Source organism: Pseudomonas oryzihabitans (assembly GCF_014522265.1).
Lineage (GTDB): Bacteria > Pseudomonadota > Gammaproteobacteria > Pseudomonadales > Pseudomonadaceae > Chryseomonas > Chryseomonas aestiva.
Map to the genome: position 1 here is coordinate 1,178,253 of NZ_CP017024.1, position 17,024 is coordinate 1,195,276.

Here is a 17,024-nt window from a genome sequence, read left to right on the forward strand (position 1 = left end):
CTAGAGCCTGCGGAACAGCCGTTCCTGCTTCACCACCGGCTCGAAGTGGCTGGCGTAGGCGGAGAAGTCCAGCGACTCCTTGCTGCCCAGGCCGAGAAAGCCGCGGTGGCTCAGGGACTCGTGAAACAGGCCGAGCGCCCGATTCTGCAGATTCTTGTTGAAGTAGATGAGCACGTTGCGGCAGGAGACCAGCTGCGTCTCGGAAAAGACGCTGTCGGTGGCCAGGCTGTGGTCGGCGAAGGTCACGTTGGCGATCAGCGACTTGTCGAACAGGGCGCCGTCGTAGGCCGCGGTGTAATAGTCGGAAAAGGCCCGGGTGCCGCCGGCCTTCTGGTAGCTGGCGGTGTAGGCGCGCATCCGCTCCAGCGGAAAGATGCCCTGGCGGGCCTTTTCCATGGAGCGCGGATTGATGTCGGTGGCATAGAAGAGCGTACGGTCGAGCAGCCCTTCCTCTTGGAACAGGATGGCCATGGAGAAGACTTCCTCGCCGGTGCTGCAGCCGGCGATCCATACCTTGAGCGAGGGATAGGTACGCAAGACCGGCACCACCTGCTGGCGCAGGGCGAGGAAGTAGCCTGGATCGCGAAACATCTCGCTCACCGGGATGGTGATGAATTGCAGCAGCTCGGCGAACAGCGCCGGATCACGCAGGACCCGCTCCTGCAGCATAGAGATGCTCGGGCAGTCGAAGCGCGTCAGCGCCTGCAGCACCCGCCGCTTGAGCGAGGCCTTGGAGTAATTGCGGAAGTCGTGGCTGTATCTCAGGAAGATGCCTTCCAGCAGCAACCTCAGCTCGATGTCCTGCAGCCGTTCGCTCATGACCTACAGCCGCTCCAGCGACGGCATCCAGACACGGATCAGCGAGAACAGCCGGTCCAGGTCGATGGGCTTGGCCAGGTAGTCGCTGGCACCGGCGGCGAGGCAGCGCTCCTGGTCATCCTTCATGGCCTTGGCGGTGATGGCGATGATCGGCAGCTTCTTCATGTGCGGCCGCTTGCGGATCTCGCGCATGGCTTCGTAGCCGTCCATCATCGGCATCATGATGTCCATCAGCACCAGGTCGATGGTGTCGCTGTTGTCGAGCTTCTCCAGCGCTTCCAGGCCGTTGCGGGCGATCTCCACCTTGGCGCCCTTCTGCTCCAGGGCACTGGTGAGGGCGAAGATGTTGCGAACGTCGTCATCCACCAGCAGCAGGGTGCGGCCATCGAAGGCCTTTTCGCGGCTGCGGGCGCTTTCCAGCATGCGCTGGCGATCGAGCGGCATGTCGGCCTCGATCTTGTGCAGGAACAGGGTCACCTCGTCGAGCAGTCGCTCCGGCGAGCGCGCACCCTTGATGATGATGGAACGCGAATACTTGAGCAGCGCCGCTTCTTCGTCGCGGGTCAGGCTGCGACCGGTGTAGACGATCACCGGTGGGAAGGAGCAGATGTCTTCGCTGGCCATGCGCTGCAGCAGCTCACCCCCTTCCATGTCGGGCAGCTTGAGGTCGATGACCATGCAGTCGTAGACCTCGTCGCGCAGCAGTTCCAGGGCCTGGCTACCCATCTCCACGGCGGTGATCTCCACATCCACGTCGCCGATCAGCTTGGCGATGCTGTCGCGCTGCAGGGCATCGTCTTCCACCAGCAGCACCCGCTTGATGCCGGCGGCGAACTTGGCTTCCAGCCGGGTGAAGGCCTCACGCAATTCGTCGCGGGTGGTGGGCTTGATGGCGTAGCCGACCGCGCCCATGTGCATGGCCGTCTCGATGCGATCCGAGGCTGAGACCACGTGCACCGGGATGTGCCGGGTCAGGGGATTTTCCTTGAGGCGCTCCAGCACCGTGAGGCCGGAATGATCCGGCAGTCCCATGTCCAGCAGGATGGCGTCGGGGCGGTACTCCAGCGCCGCGGCGAAGCCTTCCTCGGCGCGATGGGCGATCAGGCAGCTGTACTTCAGCTCGTGGGCCAGATCGAAGAGGATCTGCGCGAAGGGCACCTCGTCCTCGATCACCAGCACTCGACGATCCGGATAGGGCCAGCTGTCCCGATCGTCAGCGAAGGCAGCTGCCACAGGCGCCGCTGCCTCGGTGACCGGCGGCGCTGCGGGCGGACGCGGGGTAGCGGCCAGGGTGGCGAGAGGCGCAGGTGCTGCAACCGGCATGGTGGCCTGCGCCGGGGCCATGACCGGCGTCACCGGCAGACCGGGCGCGGCGGCTTCCTGATACTCCAGCGGCAGGCGCAGGGTGAAGGTACTACCCTCGCCCGGCTGGCTGATGACGCCCAGGGCGCCACCCAGCAGCAGCGCCAAGTCGCGGGAGATCGACAGCCCCAGGCCGGTGCCGCCGTAGCGACGGGTAATGGCGCCGTCCGCCTGGCGGAAGGCCTCGAAGATCAGCTCCTGCTGCTCGGCGGCGATGCCGATGCCGGTATCGCTCACGGCGAAGCTGGGCTGGCCGTCTTCCAGCGACAGGCGCAGGGTCACCTGGCCGTGCTCGGTGAACTTGAAGGCGTTGGACAGCAGGTTCTTGAGGATCTGCTCGACCCGCTGGCGATCGCTGAAGAAGGTCGACGGCATCTGCTCGTCCAGCTCCACCACGAAGGCGACGCCCTTGTTCTGGGCCACCGGCTCGAAGGCGGTCTTCAGGGCTTCCACCAGGCGGCGCACGGACATCTGCTCCGGGCGGATCTCCAGCATGCCGGCCTCGACCTTGGAGATGTCGAGGATGTCGTTGATCAGGGTGAGCAGGTCGTTGCCCGCCGAATAGATGGATTCGGCGTAGCGCACCTGCTCGGCACTCAGGTTGCCCACCGGGTTGTCCGCCAGCAGCTTGGACAGGATCAGCGAGCTGTTCAGCGGCGTACGCAATTCGTGGGACATGTTCGCCAGGAATTCGGACTTGTACTGGCTGGCGCGTTCCAGCTCGCGCGCCCGGTCTTCCAGCAGTTGCTGGGCTTCGTTGAGGCGATTGTTGCGGTCGTCCAGCACGTCGCGCTGCTGCAGCAGTTCCTGGGCCTGCTCGGAGAGTTGCTCGTTGGTCTGCTCCAGTTCGGCCTGCTGCTGCTCCAGATGAACCTGGGATTCCTTGAGCGCCTGGGACTGTTCTTCCAGCTCTTCGTTGGCGGTGCGCAGCTCTTCCTGCTGTACCTGGAGCTCTTCGTTGAGTTGCTGGGTTTCCGCCAGCACCTGCTGCAGCCGCTGGCGATAGCGCGCGGCTTCCACCGAGGAACCGATGGAGTCGGCGATCAGGGTCAGCAATTCTTCGTCCTGCGGACGCAGGGCGCGCAGGAAGCCCAGTTCGACCACACCATTCACCCGGCCATCGTTCTCGATGGGCACGATGAGCGCCGCGCTGGCCTGGCGCTCGCCCAGCGCCGAATTGACCTTGAGGTAGTCGAGGGGCAACTGGTCGAGCGCCATTAGGCGACCGTCCAGCACGGCTTGCCCGGCCAGACCCTCGCCCGGAGAAAGGCGCTGGCGCCGGCGACGACCCTCGTCGTCGAGGGCGTAGTCGGCGACGCGCTCCAGGCTGCCGTCGTCGAGCCGTACATAGAGGGCACCGGCCGCGGCACCGAGATAGCGCGCCAGGAATTGCAGGATGCTTTGCCCCAGCGGCGCCAGCGTCGCCTGACCGATGACCGCTTCCGACAGCTGATTCTGGCCGGAGCGGAACCAGCTCTGTCGCTCAAGATTGTCGGTGTGCTCGGCCTGTTGATCGAGCAGCCGGGTGTAGGTCGCGGAAAGCCGCATGAGTTCGCGGCGACCAAAGAAGGCCATGATGCCCGACAGCAGCAGGCTGACGACGAGGAAGGCCGCCACGAACACCACCGTCATGCGGCTGGCCGTCGCGGTACGCTCGGCGCGCATCTGCTCTTCGTAGGCGATGAAGTCGGTGTAGTCGCGGCGGATGCTGTCGATGCGATTCTTCCCCTGGCCATCGCTCAGGGGGGTCTGGAAATCCCCCCCGGTGCGGCGCGCCTCGATCACCTGGCTGGCGTATTGGCGCCACTCTCGGTGTACCGCTTCGATCCGCTCCAGTCGGCGGATCTGCACGGCGCTGTCGCTGACCAGATTCTTCAACTCATCCAGTTGCGGCTCGACATTGGGCAGGGCGCGCTCATAGGGCTGCAGGAACGCGGTATTGCCGCTCAGCAGATAGCCGCGCATCCCGGTTTCCAGATCGACCACCAGGCGGAAGTTGGCGTTGGCCTCGCTGATGACACGGTCGGTGTGCTCGACCCACTGGGTGACCTTCAGCAGGTAATAGATGATGGCGATGAAGAAGATCGCGCTGAAGACACCGATGCTCAGCGGCAGGGAAAGATTGCGCTTGAGGATCTGGCTGAAGTGCTTCTGATCGAGGGGCGACTCGCGATTCATGGGGTCTGAAAGCCTTGTACGGGACAAAACGGTCGGCGACGGCAAAGCCTCGGCCTGCGGGGGGGTGTCGTCACTGACCGTGGCGCAACCGACGGTCGATCAAGGATATCGACACGGGCTGGCCGAAAGGCCTCGAACAGGACCATGGAAGGCGCATCCGCCTAGCACGGACGTCTTGCCCTCCGGCCCCTTTCGCTCCGGTCGGCGCTGACCCCTCGGGTCAACCAGGCGATCGCGGCATTCGGGTCTCGATCAGGCCGCTGGTTCAGCGACGGGCAATCACCCAGACGGCATGAATGATACCCGGAATGTAACCCAGCAGCGTCAGCAGGATGTTCAGCCAGAAGGCGCCGCCGAAGCCGACCTGGAGGAAGACGCCCACGGGCGGCAGGATGATGGCGAAGATAAGGCGGATGAGGTCCATTTCAGGCTCCAGTAGTGGGCAGGCAAGAAGATGCCTCTAAGACTGGCAGGGCCTGAATCAGGTTCCGGCAGGCAATAAAAAACCCCGCCGAAGCGGGGTTTCGCAGACTTAACCCGACATCCTTGTCAGGCCGCCAATCCTTGGCCATCTATCCCTGTAAGTCTCTGCCCGACATCCGTGCCGGGGGGCCATCCTGGCCATATTTCCTTGAAATCATCTGGAGCGCTGGGTACATCCTGTACCGCGATCCGATGGGTGTAGATTACGCAGCTATCAGAGACTAGGCGATGGCTTATCGCGGCGACGTGGTGTAAGCCAAAGCTTACACGACATGGCTTTTTACCTTGCTGGTCAACAGCTTAGAACGCCTCCTCGGCCAGGGCGTAGAGCGGTTGGGCGCCACTGCGCACGGCCGCAGCCAGGCTCAGGGTGCGCGGTAGCAGACGAGCGAAATAGAAACGCGCAGTGGCCAGCTTGGCTTCGGCGAAGGTCGCCTCCTGATCCGCCGCAGCGGCCGCCGCCCGGGCCCAGAGGTAACCATAGGCGACATAGCCGAACAGGTGCAGGTAGTCCACCGAGGCTGCCCCCAGTTCGTGGGGATCGCTGGCGCCGGCCTGCAGCAGCCATTCGGTCGCCCCGTCCAGCTGTTCCAGCGCTTGGCGCAGGGGTGCGGCGAATTCATTGTCCGCCGGCAGACCGCCCAGATAGCCATGGACCTCTTCGCTGAAGGGCCGATAGAGAGTACCGCGGCTGCCGGCCAGCTTGCGGCCGACCAAATCGAGGGCCTGGATGCCGTTGGTGCCTTCGTAGATCTGGGTGATGCGCACGTCGCGCACCAGCTGCTCCTGGCCCCATTCACGGATGTAGCCATGACCGCCGAACACCTGCTGACCGGCGACGCAGAGTTCCAGGCCGAGATCGGTGAGGAAGCCCTTGGCCACCGGGGTGAGCAGCGCCACCAGGGCCTCGGCGCGTTCGCGCTCGACGGGCTCAGGGCTGTACTTGGCGGTGTCGAGCTGCAGGGCGACATAGCTGGAGAACAACCGGCCGCCTTCGTTCAGGGCCTTCATGGTCAGCAGCATGCGCCGCACATCGGGATGGACGATGATGGGATCGGCGTTCTTGGCGGCCTGCTGGATGCCGGCCGGCGACCGACTCTGCAGGCGCTCGCGGGCGTAGGCCAGGGCATTCTGGTAGGAGCGCTCGCTCGAACCCAGGCCCTGGATGCCGACGCCCAGGCGCTCGTAGTTCATCATGGTGAACATGGCGGCCAGGCCCTTGTTGACCTCGCCCACCAGGTAGCCGACCGCGCCGTCGAAGTTCATCACGCAGGTGGCGGCACCCTTGATGCCCATCTTGTGTTCCAGCGAGCCACAGGCCACGGCGTTGCGCGCGCCCAGGGCACCCGCCTCGTCCACCAGGATCTTGGGCACCAGGAACAGCGAGATGCCCCGGGAGCCGGCCGGCGCATCGGGCAGCTTGGCCAGCACCAGATGGATGATGTTCTCGGTGAGGTCGTGCTCGCCGGCGGTGATGAAGATCTTGGTGCCGGTGACCCGGTAGCTGCCGTCGAACTGGGGCTCGGCGCGGGTGCGGATCAGCCCCAGGTCGGTACCGGCATGGGGCTCGGTCAGGCACATGGAGCCGGCCCACTGGCCGCTGTAGAGGTTGGGCAGATAGGCCTGCTTCAGTTCTGCGCTGCCATGGGCGTGCAGGGCCAGGCAGGCACCGGCGCTGAGCATCGGATAGAGGCCGAAGGCCAGGCAGCTGGCGTGCATCATTTCCTCGACCTGGGCAGTGAGCACCTTGGGCATGCCCATGCCGCCGTATTCGGGATCGCCACCGACCCCGACCCAGCCGCCTTCGGCAAAGGCCTGGTAAGCCTGGCGGAAGCCCTGGGGCGTGGTCACTTCGCCGTTTTGCCAGTGGCAGCCTTCCTCATCGGAATTGCGATTGAGGGGCGCCAGTTCCTGGGCGCACAGCTTGCCGGCTTCTTCGAGGATGGCATCGGCGGTCTCGCCGTCCACCACTTCGGCCAGGGCAGGCCACTGACTCCAGCGGTCCCTGACCTTGAGGACGGCATCCAGCACGAAACGGATATCGCGAAGCGGCGGGGTGTAGTCAGCCATGTCGAGTCTCCTCGGAAGGTGTTCTTGTCGGTATGACCCGAGTGTAAGACCGAACCGGAAGGGAGACATAGGTTCATGATCTGACCTGGCGGTCAGCCGATCGGAGGTTCGCGCTGCTGGCTTCTTCGCATGCGTGAAAAAGCGAAAACCCCGCCGGAGCGGGGTTTTCAGTAGAGCGGCGACGGCTTAGTAGCCGAGGGCGAAGTCTTCCTCGGCCAGGGCCATCAGGCTGCCGGCGCCGGCCAGCAGCGCCTCGGCGTGGGCGCGGGTACGGGGCAGCAGGCGCTCGTAGTAGAAGCGCGCGGTGGCCAGCTTGGCCTGGTAGAAGGCGGCCTCGTCGGTGCCGGCGGCCAGCTTCTCGGCCGCGACCCGGGCCATGTCGGCCCAGAAGTAGGCCAGGCAGACATAGCCGGAGTACATCAGGTAGTCGACGGCGGCGGCACCCACCTCCTCGCGATCCTTCATGGCGGCCATGCCGACCTTGAGGGTGAGTTCGCCCCACTCCTTGTTCAGCTTGGCCAGCGGCTCGACGAAGGCCTTGAGTTCGGCGTTTTCGGCGTTGGCCTGACAGAACTTGTGCACCACCTTGGTGAAGGCCTTGAGCGATTCACCCTGGGTCATCAGCACCTTGCGACCCAGCAGGTCGATGGCCTGGATGCCGGTGGTGCCCTCGTAGAGCATGGCGATACGCGCATCGCGCAGGTTCTGCTCCATGCCCCACTCGGCGATGTAGCCGTGGCCGCCATAGATCTGCACGCCGTGGCTGGCCGCCTCGAAACCCACCTCAGTCATGAAGGCCTTGGCGATGGGGGTGAGGAAGGCCATCTGGGTCTCGACCTGCTGCTTCTGCTCCTCGTCCTGGCTGTACTTGAGGATATCCACCAGCTTGGCGGTGTAGTAGATCATCGCCCGGCTGCCCTCGGCGAAGGCCTTCATGGTCAGCAGCATGCGGCGCACGTCGGGGTGCACGATGATGGGATCGGCGGGCTTCTCGGGGGCCTTGGGACCGGTCAGGGATCTCATCTGCAGCCGCTCGCGGGCGTACTTCAGACCGCCCTGGAAGGCCACCTCGGCGTGGGCCAGGCCCTGCAGGGCGGTGCCGATGCGGGCGAAGTTCATGAAGGTGAACATGCAGTTCAGACCGCGATTCGGCGGGCCGATCAGGAAGCCGGTAGCGCCATCGAAGTTCATCACGCAGGTGGCGTTGCCGTGGATGCCCATCTTGTGTTCGAGGGAACCGCAGTGCACGGCGTTGCGCTCGCCGGCCGCGCCGCTGGCGTCGGGCAGGCGCTTGGGCACGATGAACAGCGAGATGCCCTTGGTGCCGGCGGGGGCGTCGGGCAGACGGGCCAGCACGATGTGGACGATGTTCTCGGCCATGTCGTGTTCACCGGCGGAGATGAAGATCTTGGTGCCGGTGATGGCGTAGCTGCCGTCCGCGCGCGGCTCGGCCTTGGTGCGCAGCATGCCCAGGTCGGAACCGCAGTGGGGTTCGGTCAGGCACATGGTGCCGGTCCATTCGCCGGTCACCAGCTTTTCCAGGTAGGTGTGCTTCTGCTCGTCGGTGCCGTGCTGCTCCAGGGTGTTCATGGCGCCGTGGGACAGGCCGGGGTACATGCCCCAGGACCAGTTGGCCTGGCCGACCATTTCCGACAGGGAGATGCCGAGGGACTCGGGCAGGCCCTGGCCACCGTGGGCCGGGTTGTGCGCCAGGCTCGGCCAGCCGCCCTCGACGAACTGGGCATAGGCTTCCTTGAAGCCATCGGGGGTCTTCACCCCCTCTTCGCTCCAGGTGCAGCCCTGCTGGTCGCCGATGCGATTGAGCGGCGCCAGCACCTGTTCGCAGAACTTGGCACCTTCTTCGAGGATGGCGGAGACCATGTCGGGAGTGGCGTCGCCGCAACCGGGCAGGCTCTGGTAGTGCGCGTCATAGCCCAGGAGTTCGTCGCGAACGAAGCGGATGTCCCGCAGGGGGGCTTTGTAATCGGGCATGACTGTTACCTCTTTGCGAATGCTTGTTGTCGAGGGTGGCGGCAGCGTCGCTGCAGACCTTCCGCCAGGGCGTTTAAACAGTTGTTTGAAACTAATGTTCCAGGCCTGCCCTGTCAAGCGTGGCGAGGACGAGTGGAACGACCGGTCAGTCCGCTTCAGCCAGGGCTTCGCGCAGGGCGGCCGCCGTCGTCGGGCGCACCAGCCGCGCCAGTTCCTGGCCGTCCTTGAAGAGGATCAGCGTAGGCCAGAGCTTGACGCGAAAGGAGCGTCCCAGGCGGCGACCGGGGCCGTCCTCGATCTTGAGATGGCGCACGCCGGGGTAGTCCGCGAGCGCCGTGGCCAGCAGCGGCTGGGCGGCACGACAGTGGCCGCACCAGGGTGCGCCGAACTCCAGCAGGGTGACACCCGGCAGGGCGTCGACATCGGTGCGGGCGGGCTCCTTTTCCGCATAGGTGGTCGTCATGGTCATGGCGGGGCTCCTGAAGTCGGTTCCAACGGTGGACAAGTCGCTGGCGGGACTGCTCGGTCACGGGAAAAGGATTAGGGTCGAAGCTGCGGTACGCCCCGATCTCTCGACAATAAAACAAGGCGCTCCATTTCTGCCTCCGTCTCCGCCCTTTCCCGAGGCCCGCCATGAGCCAGACAGCGACTTCCGTTTCACCCGCCACCCTGCGCAAGGTCATCTCCGCCGCGTCCATCGGCAATTTCGTCGAATGGTTCGATTTCGCCCTTTATGGCTTTCTCGCCACCCTGATCGCCGCGCACTTCTTCCCCAGTGGCGATGCCACCGCCGGGCTGCTCAAGACCTTTGCCGTCTTCGCCGTGGCCTTCGCCTTCCGGCCGCTGGGCGGTATCGTCTTCGGCCTGCTGGGTGACCGTATCGGCCGTAAACGGGTCCTGGCGCTGACCATCCTGATCATGGCCGGCGCCACGGCCCTGATCGGCATCCTGCCCAGCTACGCCACCATCGGCATCTGGGCACCCATCCTGCTGACGCTGATCCGTTGCGCTCAGGGCTTTTCCGCCGGCGGCGAATACGCGGGCGCCTGCGCCTACGTGATGGAGCATTCGCCGCGCGATAGACGCGGGCGCTATGGCAGCTTCGTGCCGGTCTCGACCTTTCTCGCCTTCGCCAGCGCGGCCCTGACCGCCTGGGGCCTGGAGCGGCTGCTGGGCGCCGCCACCATGGCCGACTGGGGCTGGCGCATTCCCTTCCTGGCCGCCGCGCCGCTGGGTCTGATCGGCCTCTACCTGCGGCTGAAGCTGGACGAGACCCCGGCCTTCCAGGCCCTGGAAGCCGACCATGAGGTCAGCCATTCGCCGCTGGGCGAGACGCTCAGGCTGCAGGGCCGTTCCATCCTGCGCCTGGGCGCCTTCATTTCGCTGACGGCGCTGTCCTTCTATATGTTCACCACCTACTTCTCCACCTACCTGCAGCTGGCTGGCGGCTTCGACCGGGCCGCGGCGCTGGCCATCAGCCTGATCACCCTGTTCGCCGCCGCAGCCGCCTGCCCGGTGCTGGACGTGTCACCGACCGCATCGGTCGGCGCATGACCACGGTGCTGGCCAGCCTGGTCCTGGCGGTGGGCGTCTATCCGGCGCTGCTGCTGGCCAGCAGTGGCCAGTTCGGCAGCGCCCTGCTGGGTTCGCTGCTGCTGGGCGCCGGAGCGGTACTGTGCAACGTGGTGACGGCGCCGCTGCTCAGCGAGGTCTTCCCGACCCGCACGCGCTACACCGCCGGCGCCATCACCTACAACCTGGCCTACACCATCTTCGGCGGCACCGCCCCGCTGATGGCGACCTGGCTGATCGGCGCCACCGGCAGCAACCTCTCGCCAGCGCTCTACCTGATCCTGATCGCCCTGCTGGGCCTGGTCGGTGGCCTGAGCCTGCCGGAGACCTCCCGGATCGATTTGGACGACGTCAGCGCAGGCGGCGAGGTCAGCTATCGCGCGGTGCGCAGCTAGACCGCTCGTCTCGTGACCGGCACTTCCTCCGGGTCCGTCTGCCGATAGGCAAAAGGCCCGGAGTTTCCCCCATGCCCGCCACTCACGATCTGCAACGCTTCCTCGACGCCCAGGCCGACACCTATGCCACCGCCCTGGCGGAGATCCGCGCCGGGCGCAAGCGCAGCCACTGGATGTGGTTCATCTTTCCGCAGATCCAGGGACTGGGTCGTAGCGAAACGGCACGCCACTACGCCATTGCCTCCCGCGACGAGGCCAGTGCCTACCTCGCACATCCGCTGCTGGGATCGCGCCTGCGGGAGATCACTGCGGCGGCACTGAAGCATCCGGAGCTGTCCGCGACCGCGCTGTTCGGGCAACCGGACGATCTCAAGTTCCACTCCAGCCTCACCCTCTTCGCCGCCGTAGCCGAAGATCCCGAACCCTTTCGCCAGGCGCTGAAGACCTTTTTCGCCGGCCGGCCCGACGAGGCCACCCTGACCCGCCTCTGCTAGCGCCAGAACGCCGGCAGTGCGCCCTCGCGCCCGGTCACCGGATCGCTTGCCGGCAAGGACACCCCGGCGATCAGTCCGACCGAGTGGGCGTGGGCGGCCGGATCGGCGCGCTGGGTGATGAAGTCCTGCTGATCGGGCGGATAGGCGCCCACCACCAGGAAATTTGCACTGGACTGCAGGTTGCGGTGGCCGGTGCCCGCCGGTAGCACCACCACATCACCTGCAGTCACCTCCACATCCTGCCCCTGCTCGCCACCCAGGCGCAGGGTAGCCCGACCGCGCGCCACGCCCAGCACTTCATGGGCATTGGGATGATAGTGATGGTAGCTATAGACGCCGTAGCGCCATTGCGGCGGCCAGGCGTTGTCGGCGAACAGTCGCTCCAGCGCCGCCGCACGGTCGGTCCCTTCCAGAGGAACCTGGCGATAGAGCAGCACGGGCAGGCGGCTATTGGGAATGACGCCGTCGTCGGCGAAATGCAGCTGCTCGGGCTGACCGGCCCCCACTGGCGCGGCCAGGGCCACGGTGGTGGGGGCGAGCCCCAGCACCAGGGAGAGGATGGACAGTGATGGGCGATGCGCCATGCGGGCCTCCAGAGGCTTTGCCAATGGAGGCCCGCCTGCCGCCGGGGTTCAGCGTCCGCGACGAGGGGTCAGGCCAGCCACTCCCGCAACAGTGCCGTGGTCCGTTCCGGCAGCTCCAGTGGCGGCAGGTGGCCGCAGTCGTCCAGCACCACCAGATGCGAGCCCTGGATGCCGGCCGCCATGAGTTCGGCTTCGGCAGGCGGGGTGAGTTGATCCTGGGCGCCGACCACGATGAGGGTGGGCACTTGGACCTGGGCCAGGGTCGGCCGCGAATCGGGGCGGTCGATGATCGACTGCTGCTGGCGCAGGAAGGCCTCCTTGCCCACCGCCTTGCCCATGGCCAGCACGGTATCGGCCACCGGCGTGCCCAGGCGCGAGGCATGGATCAGGCGTGGCAGCAGTTGCGGACTGATGCCGAGAAAGCGACCGCGCTCAGCCAGGTCGAGCATGGCGCGACGCTGGGTGGCACGCTCGGGGGTATCCGGGCTGGCCATGGTGTCGAACAACGCCAGTCGCACTACCCGCTCCGGCGCCTGGCGCAGGATCTCGAAGGCCACATAGCCGCCCATGGACAGGGCGCCCAGGGCGAAACGCGGTGGCGCCTCGGCCAGGACCCGGCGGGCCAGCGCGGCGATGCCAACGTCGCGTGTGAGGTCGGGGATGGACACCGGGCAGGTGTCGGCCAGGTCGGCAGCCTGGGTGGCCCAGAGGCGCTGGTCACAGAGCAGGCCGGGAAGCAGGATCAGGGGTAGCGCGTCGGTAGCTGTCATCACTAAGAACTTGAGAGACACTGCGGAAAACGCGCAGTGTAGCGCGGATCACCAGCGAACCCGGCGGGCTTCGCGGGTTCCAAGGGACATTGCCAAGGATCTGGAAACATCCATGCGTACTGAAGGCTTCTTCGACTGGCTCGGCGCGGCGCTCGGCCAAGTCATCCGTTTTATCATCGACCTGTTCGGCTCGGTCCTGGGCGGCATCGCCGATGCCGTGCACGACTTTCTCCATGGCATGGCGCGCTCCATCGGCATGGACGACTCCTATATCAGCTTCGTGGTCCTGGCCATCGGCCTGCTGCTGCTCTACGCCGCGGTACGGGCCTTCATGGCTCGCTCGATAGTGGGCGGCGTCATCTGGCTGATCCTGGGCCTGATGGTGATGGGCTGGCTGATTCGCGGCTGACTGGTGGCCAGGCCGGCGGCCTGGCACAGTAGGGCTCTCGCTCGGCACGGATGCCGTCATGACCCTACCGTTCTCCTCTGTATTAAAGCGCCACTGGCAACGCCTGCGGCCCGGGACCCACTGCGCCCTCTGCGCCACCTGGCTTCCGCCCGGACTGCCGCTGTGCGAAGGCTGCGACAACGAACTGCCCTGGCTCGGGCCACACTGCCAATGCTGCGCCTTGCCCCTACCGGTAGACGGCCTCCTTTGTGGCAGCTGCCTGGTCAGGCCGCCGGCCTTCGACCAGGTACTGGCGCCCTGGCGCTATGCCTTTCCGGTCGACACCCTGATCAACAGATTCAAGCACCGCGACCAGGGCAGTCTCGGTCGCCTGGCCGGGGCGCTGCTGGCGCGGCATCTGCAGCATCTGTTCGACGAAGGCCAGCCACGCCCGGACCTGCTGCTGCCGGTTCCCCTCTCACCCTTGCGCCTGCGCCAACGCGGCTTCAACCAGGCCGCCCTGCTGGCCAGCTGGCTCGGCAAGACGCTGCAACTGCCGGTGGATGGCAGGTTACTGCAGCGGGTACAGGAGCAACAGAGCCAGCAGGGTCTGAGCGCCAACCAGCGGCGGCGCAATCTCAAGCAGGCCTTCGCCCTGGTGAAGGACGCCCAGCTGCAAGGTCGCCACCTGGCCCTGGTGGACGATGTCCTCACCACCGGCGCCACCGCCGACAGCCTGGCGCGCTTGCTCAAGCGCGCCGGCGCCGGGCGGGTCGACGTCTATTGCCTGGCGCGGACGCCACCACCCGGCGACTAGCCGCTGTCACCAAAACGTCATTTAGTCTGACTAGCCTCGCCTGCACACCGTGAGGGAGCCATGAGCATGCACAACGACCAGACCGATCTCGAACGCCTCGTCCACTTCAGCCGCCGCCGCTTCATCGGCGCCGGCGCCCTGGCCAGCGCGGCCCTGTTCCTGGGCGGTGGCCTGCTCGGTCGCAGCGCCCTGGCCGACGCTGTCAGCGAGGCCACGGGCAATCCCCTGATCGGCTTCGCCAACATCCCGGCCTCCACCGCCGACACCCTGGTGGTGCCGCCCGGCTATCGCGCCAGCGTGCTCATCAGCTGGGGCCAGCCGCTGCACACCGATGGCCCGGCCTTCCGCCCCGATGGCAGCCCCAGCGCCGCCGACCAGGCGGTGCAATTCGGCGACAACAACGACGGCATGGCCTTCTACCCCTTCCCGGACGATCCGGATCGGGCACTGATGGCGATCAACAACGAATACACCAACTACCGCTACCTGCTCAGCCACGGCACGCCGCCCAAGTCCCTGGAAGACACCCGCAAGGCTCAGGCCGCCGAGGGCGTCTCGGTGATCGAGGTGAAGCGCGTGGACGGCCAATGGCACTTCGTCCAGGGCTCGCCCTACAACCGCCGGGTGCACGGCAACACGCCCATCGCCGTCAGCGGTCCGGCTGCCGGCCACGACCTGCTCAAGACCGCCGCCGACCCGGCCGGACGCGAGGTGCTGGGTACCTTCCAGAATTGCTCCAGCGGCGCCACGCCCTGGCATACCTATCTGACCTGCGAAGAGAACTTCACCGACGTCTTCGGCAGTCGCGATGCCAACCTGAAGTTCGATGCGGCCCAGAAGCGCTACAGCGTCAAGCACGCCAGCGTGGAGAACGACTGGCACCTGCACGACGACCGTTTCGACCTGGCGCAGAATCCCAACGAGCTCAATCGCCACGGCTGGATCACCGAGATCGATCCCTTCGATCCCCAGGCCAAGCCGGTCAAGCGCACCGCCCTGGGTCGTTTCAAACACGAGAACGCCGCCCTTACCCGCACCCGCAATGGCCGCGTAGTGGTCTACATGGGTGACGACGAGCGCGGCGAATTCATCTACAAGTTCGTCAGCCGCGATCGCCTGCAGGACGATCCCAAGGCCAATCGCGAGCTGCTCGATCATGGCACCCTCTATGTCGCCCGCTTCGACGAAGGCGACCGTGATCCGAACCGCCCCAAGGGCCGCGGCCAGTGGCTGCCGCTGGTGCATGGCGAGAACGGCCTCACCGCCGCCAACGGCTTCGCCAGCCAGGCCGAGGTGCTCATCCACGCCCGCCAGGCCGGCACCCAGGTCGGCGCCACGCGCATGGACCGTCCGGAGTGGATAGCCGTCAGCCCCAAGGACGGCCAGGTCTATTGCACCCTGACCAATAACACCAAGCGCGGTGAAGACGGCATGCCAGTGGGCGGCCCCAATCCCCGCGCCAACAACCTCTACGGCCAGATCGTGCGCTGGCGCGAGAGCGACGACGATGCCGCGGCCCTGAGCTTCGACTGGGATCTGTTCGTCATCGCCGGCAATCCCAAGGTACACCCGGGCAAGCCGGAAGCAGGCTCGCAGCAGATCAATGCCGAGAACATGTTCAACAGTCCCGACGGCCTGGGCTTCGACGCTGCCGGCCGTTTGTGGGTGCTCACCGACGGCAAGTACAGCAACAAGGGCGACTACGAGGGCATGGGCAACAACCAGATGCTCTGCGCCGATCCGCGCAGCGGCGAGATGCGCCGCTTCCTGGTCGGCCCGGTCGGTTGCGAGGTCACCGGCATGGCCTTCTCGCCGGACTACCGGACGATGTTCGTCGGCATCCAGCACCCCGGCGAGGAAGGCGGCTCCCAATTCCCGGAGCAACGAGCGGATGGTCAGCCCCGTTCCTCGGTGATGGTCATCAGCCGCGAAGACGGCGGTGTGATCGGCGCCTGACCGGCGAGCGGATAGCGCTCGAGCCTTCGCCATGGGGCTCGGGCATGCGCTAGCATCTCCCGGATGCAGGGTGGCAATCGCCATCGTCCCCCGTGACCGAGGAGCGCGCCATGTCTCATCCGTTCGAAAATCTGAGTCCCGACCTGGTCATCGACGCCATCGAAAGCCTGGGCTATCTCAGCGATGCCCGGGTACTGGCGCTCAACAGCTACGAGAATCGCGTCTATCAGATCGGCATCGAAGCCGAGACCCCGCTGATCGCCAAGTTCTATCGGCCGGATCGCTGGACCGATGCGGCCATTCTGGAAGAGCACGCCTTTTCCGCCGAACTGGAAGAGCGCGAGGTGCCCGTGGTCGCGCCCTTGCAGCGCGACGGCCAGACGCTGTTCACCCATGCCGGCTTTCGCTTCGCGCTCTTTCCTCGCCGTGGCGGTCGCGCGCCGGAGCCAGGCGATCTCAACCAGTTGCATCGCCTCGGCCAATTGCTCGGTCGCCTGCATGCGGTGGGCGCCAGCCGACCCTTCCAGCACCGCGAGACGCTGGACGTCCAGGGCTACGGCCATGCCTCTCTGGACACCCTGCTCACCGGCAATTTCATTCCTAAGAGCCTGCTGCCCGCCTATGAATCCGTGGCGCGCGACTTGCTCCTGCGCCTCGACGAACTCTTCGAGAGTGTCAGCTACGACGTCATCCGCCTGCACGGCGACTGCCATCCGGGCAACCTGCTCTGTCGCGATGACGCCTACCATATGGTCGACCTCGACGATTGCCGCCACGGCCCGGCCATGCAGGATCTCTGGATGCTGCTGGCCGGCGATCGCCAGGAGCGGCTGACGCAGTTGTCCGAGCTGATGGATGGCTACGAGGAATTCCACGATTTCCAGCCGCGCGAGCTGGCCCTGATCGAGGGACTGCGCACCCTGCGGCTGATGCACTACAGCGCCTGGCTGGCGCGCCGCTGGGACGATCCGGCCTTTCCCAAGAGCTTTCCCTGGTTCGGCAGCGAACGCTACTGGGGCGACCAGATCCTCACCCTGCGCGAACAGCGCGCTGCGCTGGACGAGGCGCCGTTGCGACTGTTCTAGCCTTTGTGCGACTCAGTGGAAAAGGCTGCGCCGTTTTCCACGCTACAGGCGCCAATGCC

The 17,024-nt window shown here is 66.0% G+C and carries 13 protein-coding genes and 1 pseudogene; 6 read left to right on the top strand and 8 right to left on the bottom strand.

Annotated elements, in window-relative coordinates:
* The 6 genes from BGI51_RS05450 to BGI51_RS05475 form a co-directional block, all read right to left on the bottom strand.
* Positions 1-819: a CheR family methyltransferase gene (locus BGI51_RS05450; protein WP_133861965.1), complete on the bottom strand. Its 819-nt coding sequence runs from the start codon at positions 817-819 to the stop codon at positions 1-3.
* Between the two features lie 3 nt (positions 820-822).
* Positions 823-4,359 (bottom strand): response regulator, encoded by a 3,537-nt coding sequence (locus BGI51_RS05455; protein ID WP_187980522.1) that lies wholly within the window; start codon positions 4,357-4,359, stop codon positions 823-825.
* 265 nt (positions 4,360-4,624) lie between these two features.
* Complete coding sequence (locus BGI51_RS05460) at positions 4,625-4,783, bottom strand: YqaE/Pmp3 family membrane protein (RefSeq protein WP_007159763.1); 159 nt, start codon at positions 4,781-4,783, stop codon at positions 4,625-4,627.
* Positions 4,784-5,142: 359 nt separating this feature from the next.
* Positions 5,143-6,912 carry an acyl-CoA dehydrogenase C-terminal domain-containing protein gene (locus BGI51_RS05465; RefSeq protein ID WP_187980523.1) on the bottom strand — a complete coding sequence of 590 codons (1,770 nt, stop codon included), beginning with the start codon at positions 6,910-6,912 and terminating at the stop codon, positions 5,143-5,145.
* A 186-nt stretch (positions 6,913-7,098) separates the two neighbouring features.
* On the bottom strand, positions 7,099-8,904 hold the full coding sequence (locus BGI51_RS05470) for a phenylacyl-CoA dehydrogenase (protein ID WP_187980524.1): 1,806 nt from the start codon (positions 8,902-8,904) through the stop codon (positions 7,099-7,101).
* 145 nt (positions 8,905-9,049) lie between these two features.
* Positions 9,050-9,373, bottom strand: coding sequence for a thioredoxin family protein (locus BGI51_RS05475; protein ID WP_187980525.1), 324 nt, complete (start codon positions 9,371-9,373; stop codon positions 9,050-9,052).
* A gap of 164 nt (positions 9,374-9,537) precedes the next feature.
* On the opposite strand from BGI51_RS05475, the pseudogene BGI51_RS05480 reads away from it, so the two are divergent.
* Positions 9,538-10,871 (top strand): annotated as a pseudogene (locus BGI51_RS05480) (MFS transporter).
* 71 nt (positions 10,872-10,942) lie between these two features.
* On the top strand, positions 10,943-11,365 hold the full coding sequence (locus BGI51_RS05485) for a DUF1810 domain-containing protein (protein ID WP_187980526.1): 423 nt from the start codon (positions 10,943-10,945) through the stop codon (positions 11,363-11,365).
* On the opposite strand, the gene BGI51_RS05490 is transcribed toward BGI51_RS05485, so the two are convergent.
* Positions 11,362-11,949 carry a cupin domain-containing protein gene (locus BGI51_RS05490; RefSeq protein WP_187980527.1) on the bottom strand — a complete coding sequence of 196 codons (588 nt, stop codon included), beginning with the start codon at positions 11,947-11,949 and terminating at the stop codon, positions 11,362-11,364. The genes BGI51_RS05485 and BGI51_RS05490 overlap by 4 nt on opposite strands.
* A gap of 68 nt (positions 11,950-12,017) precedes the next feature.
* Entirely contained in the window at positions 12,018-12,719 is a 702-nt protein-coding gene (locus BGI51_RS05495) for an alpha/beta fold hydrolase (RefSeq protein ID WP_187980528.1), read from the bottom strand.
* Positions 12,720-12,831: 112 nt separating this feature from the next.
* On the opposite strand from BGI51_RS05495, the gene BGI51_RS05500 reads away from it, so the two are divergent.
* The 4 genes from BGI51_RS05500 to BGI51_RS05515 all read left to right on the top strand — a co-directional run bounded on the left by BGI51_RS05500 (position 12,832) and on the right by BGI51_RS05515 (position 16,965).
* Positions 12,832-13,128 carry a hypothetical protein gene (locus BGI51_RS05500; protein WP_133861974.1) on the top strand — a complete coding sequence of 99 codons (297 nt, stop codon included), beginning with the start codon at positions 12,832-12,834 and terminating at the stop codon, positions 13,126-13,128.
* Positions 13,129-13,186: 58 nt separating this feature from the next.
* On the top strand, positions 13,187-13,924 hold the full coding sequence (locus BGI51_RS05505; protein WP_187980529.1) for a ComF family protein: 738 nt from the start codon (positions 13,187-13,189) through the stop codon (positions 13,922-13,924).
* A gap of 66 nt (positions 13,925-13,990) precedes the next feature.
* Positions 13,991-15,880, top strand: a complete 1,890-nt coding sequence (locus tag BGI51_RS05510; protein ID WP_187980530.1) for a PhoX family protein — start codon at positions 13,991-13,993, stop codon at positions 15,878-15,880.
* Between the two features lie 110 nt (positions 15,881-15,990).
* Complete coding sequence (locus BGI51_RS05515; protein WP_133861977.1) at positions 15,991-16,965, top strand: serine/threonine protein kinase; 975 nt, start codon at positions 15,991-15,993, stop codon at positions 16,963-16,965.
* Positions 16,966-17,024: the final 59 nt, after the last annotated feature.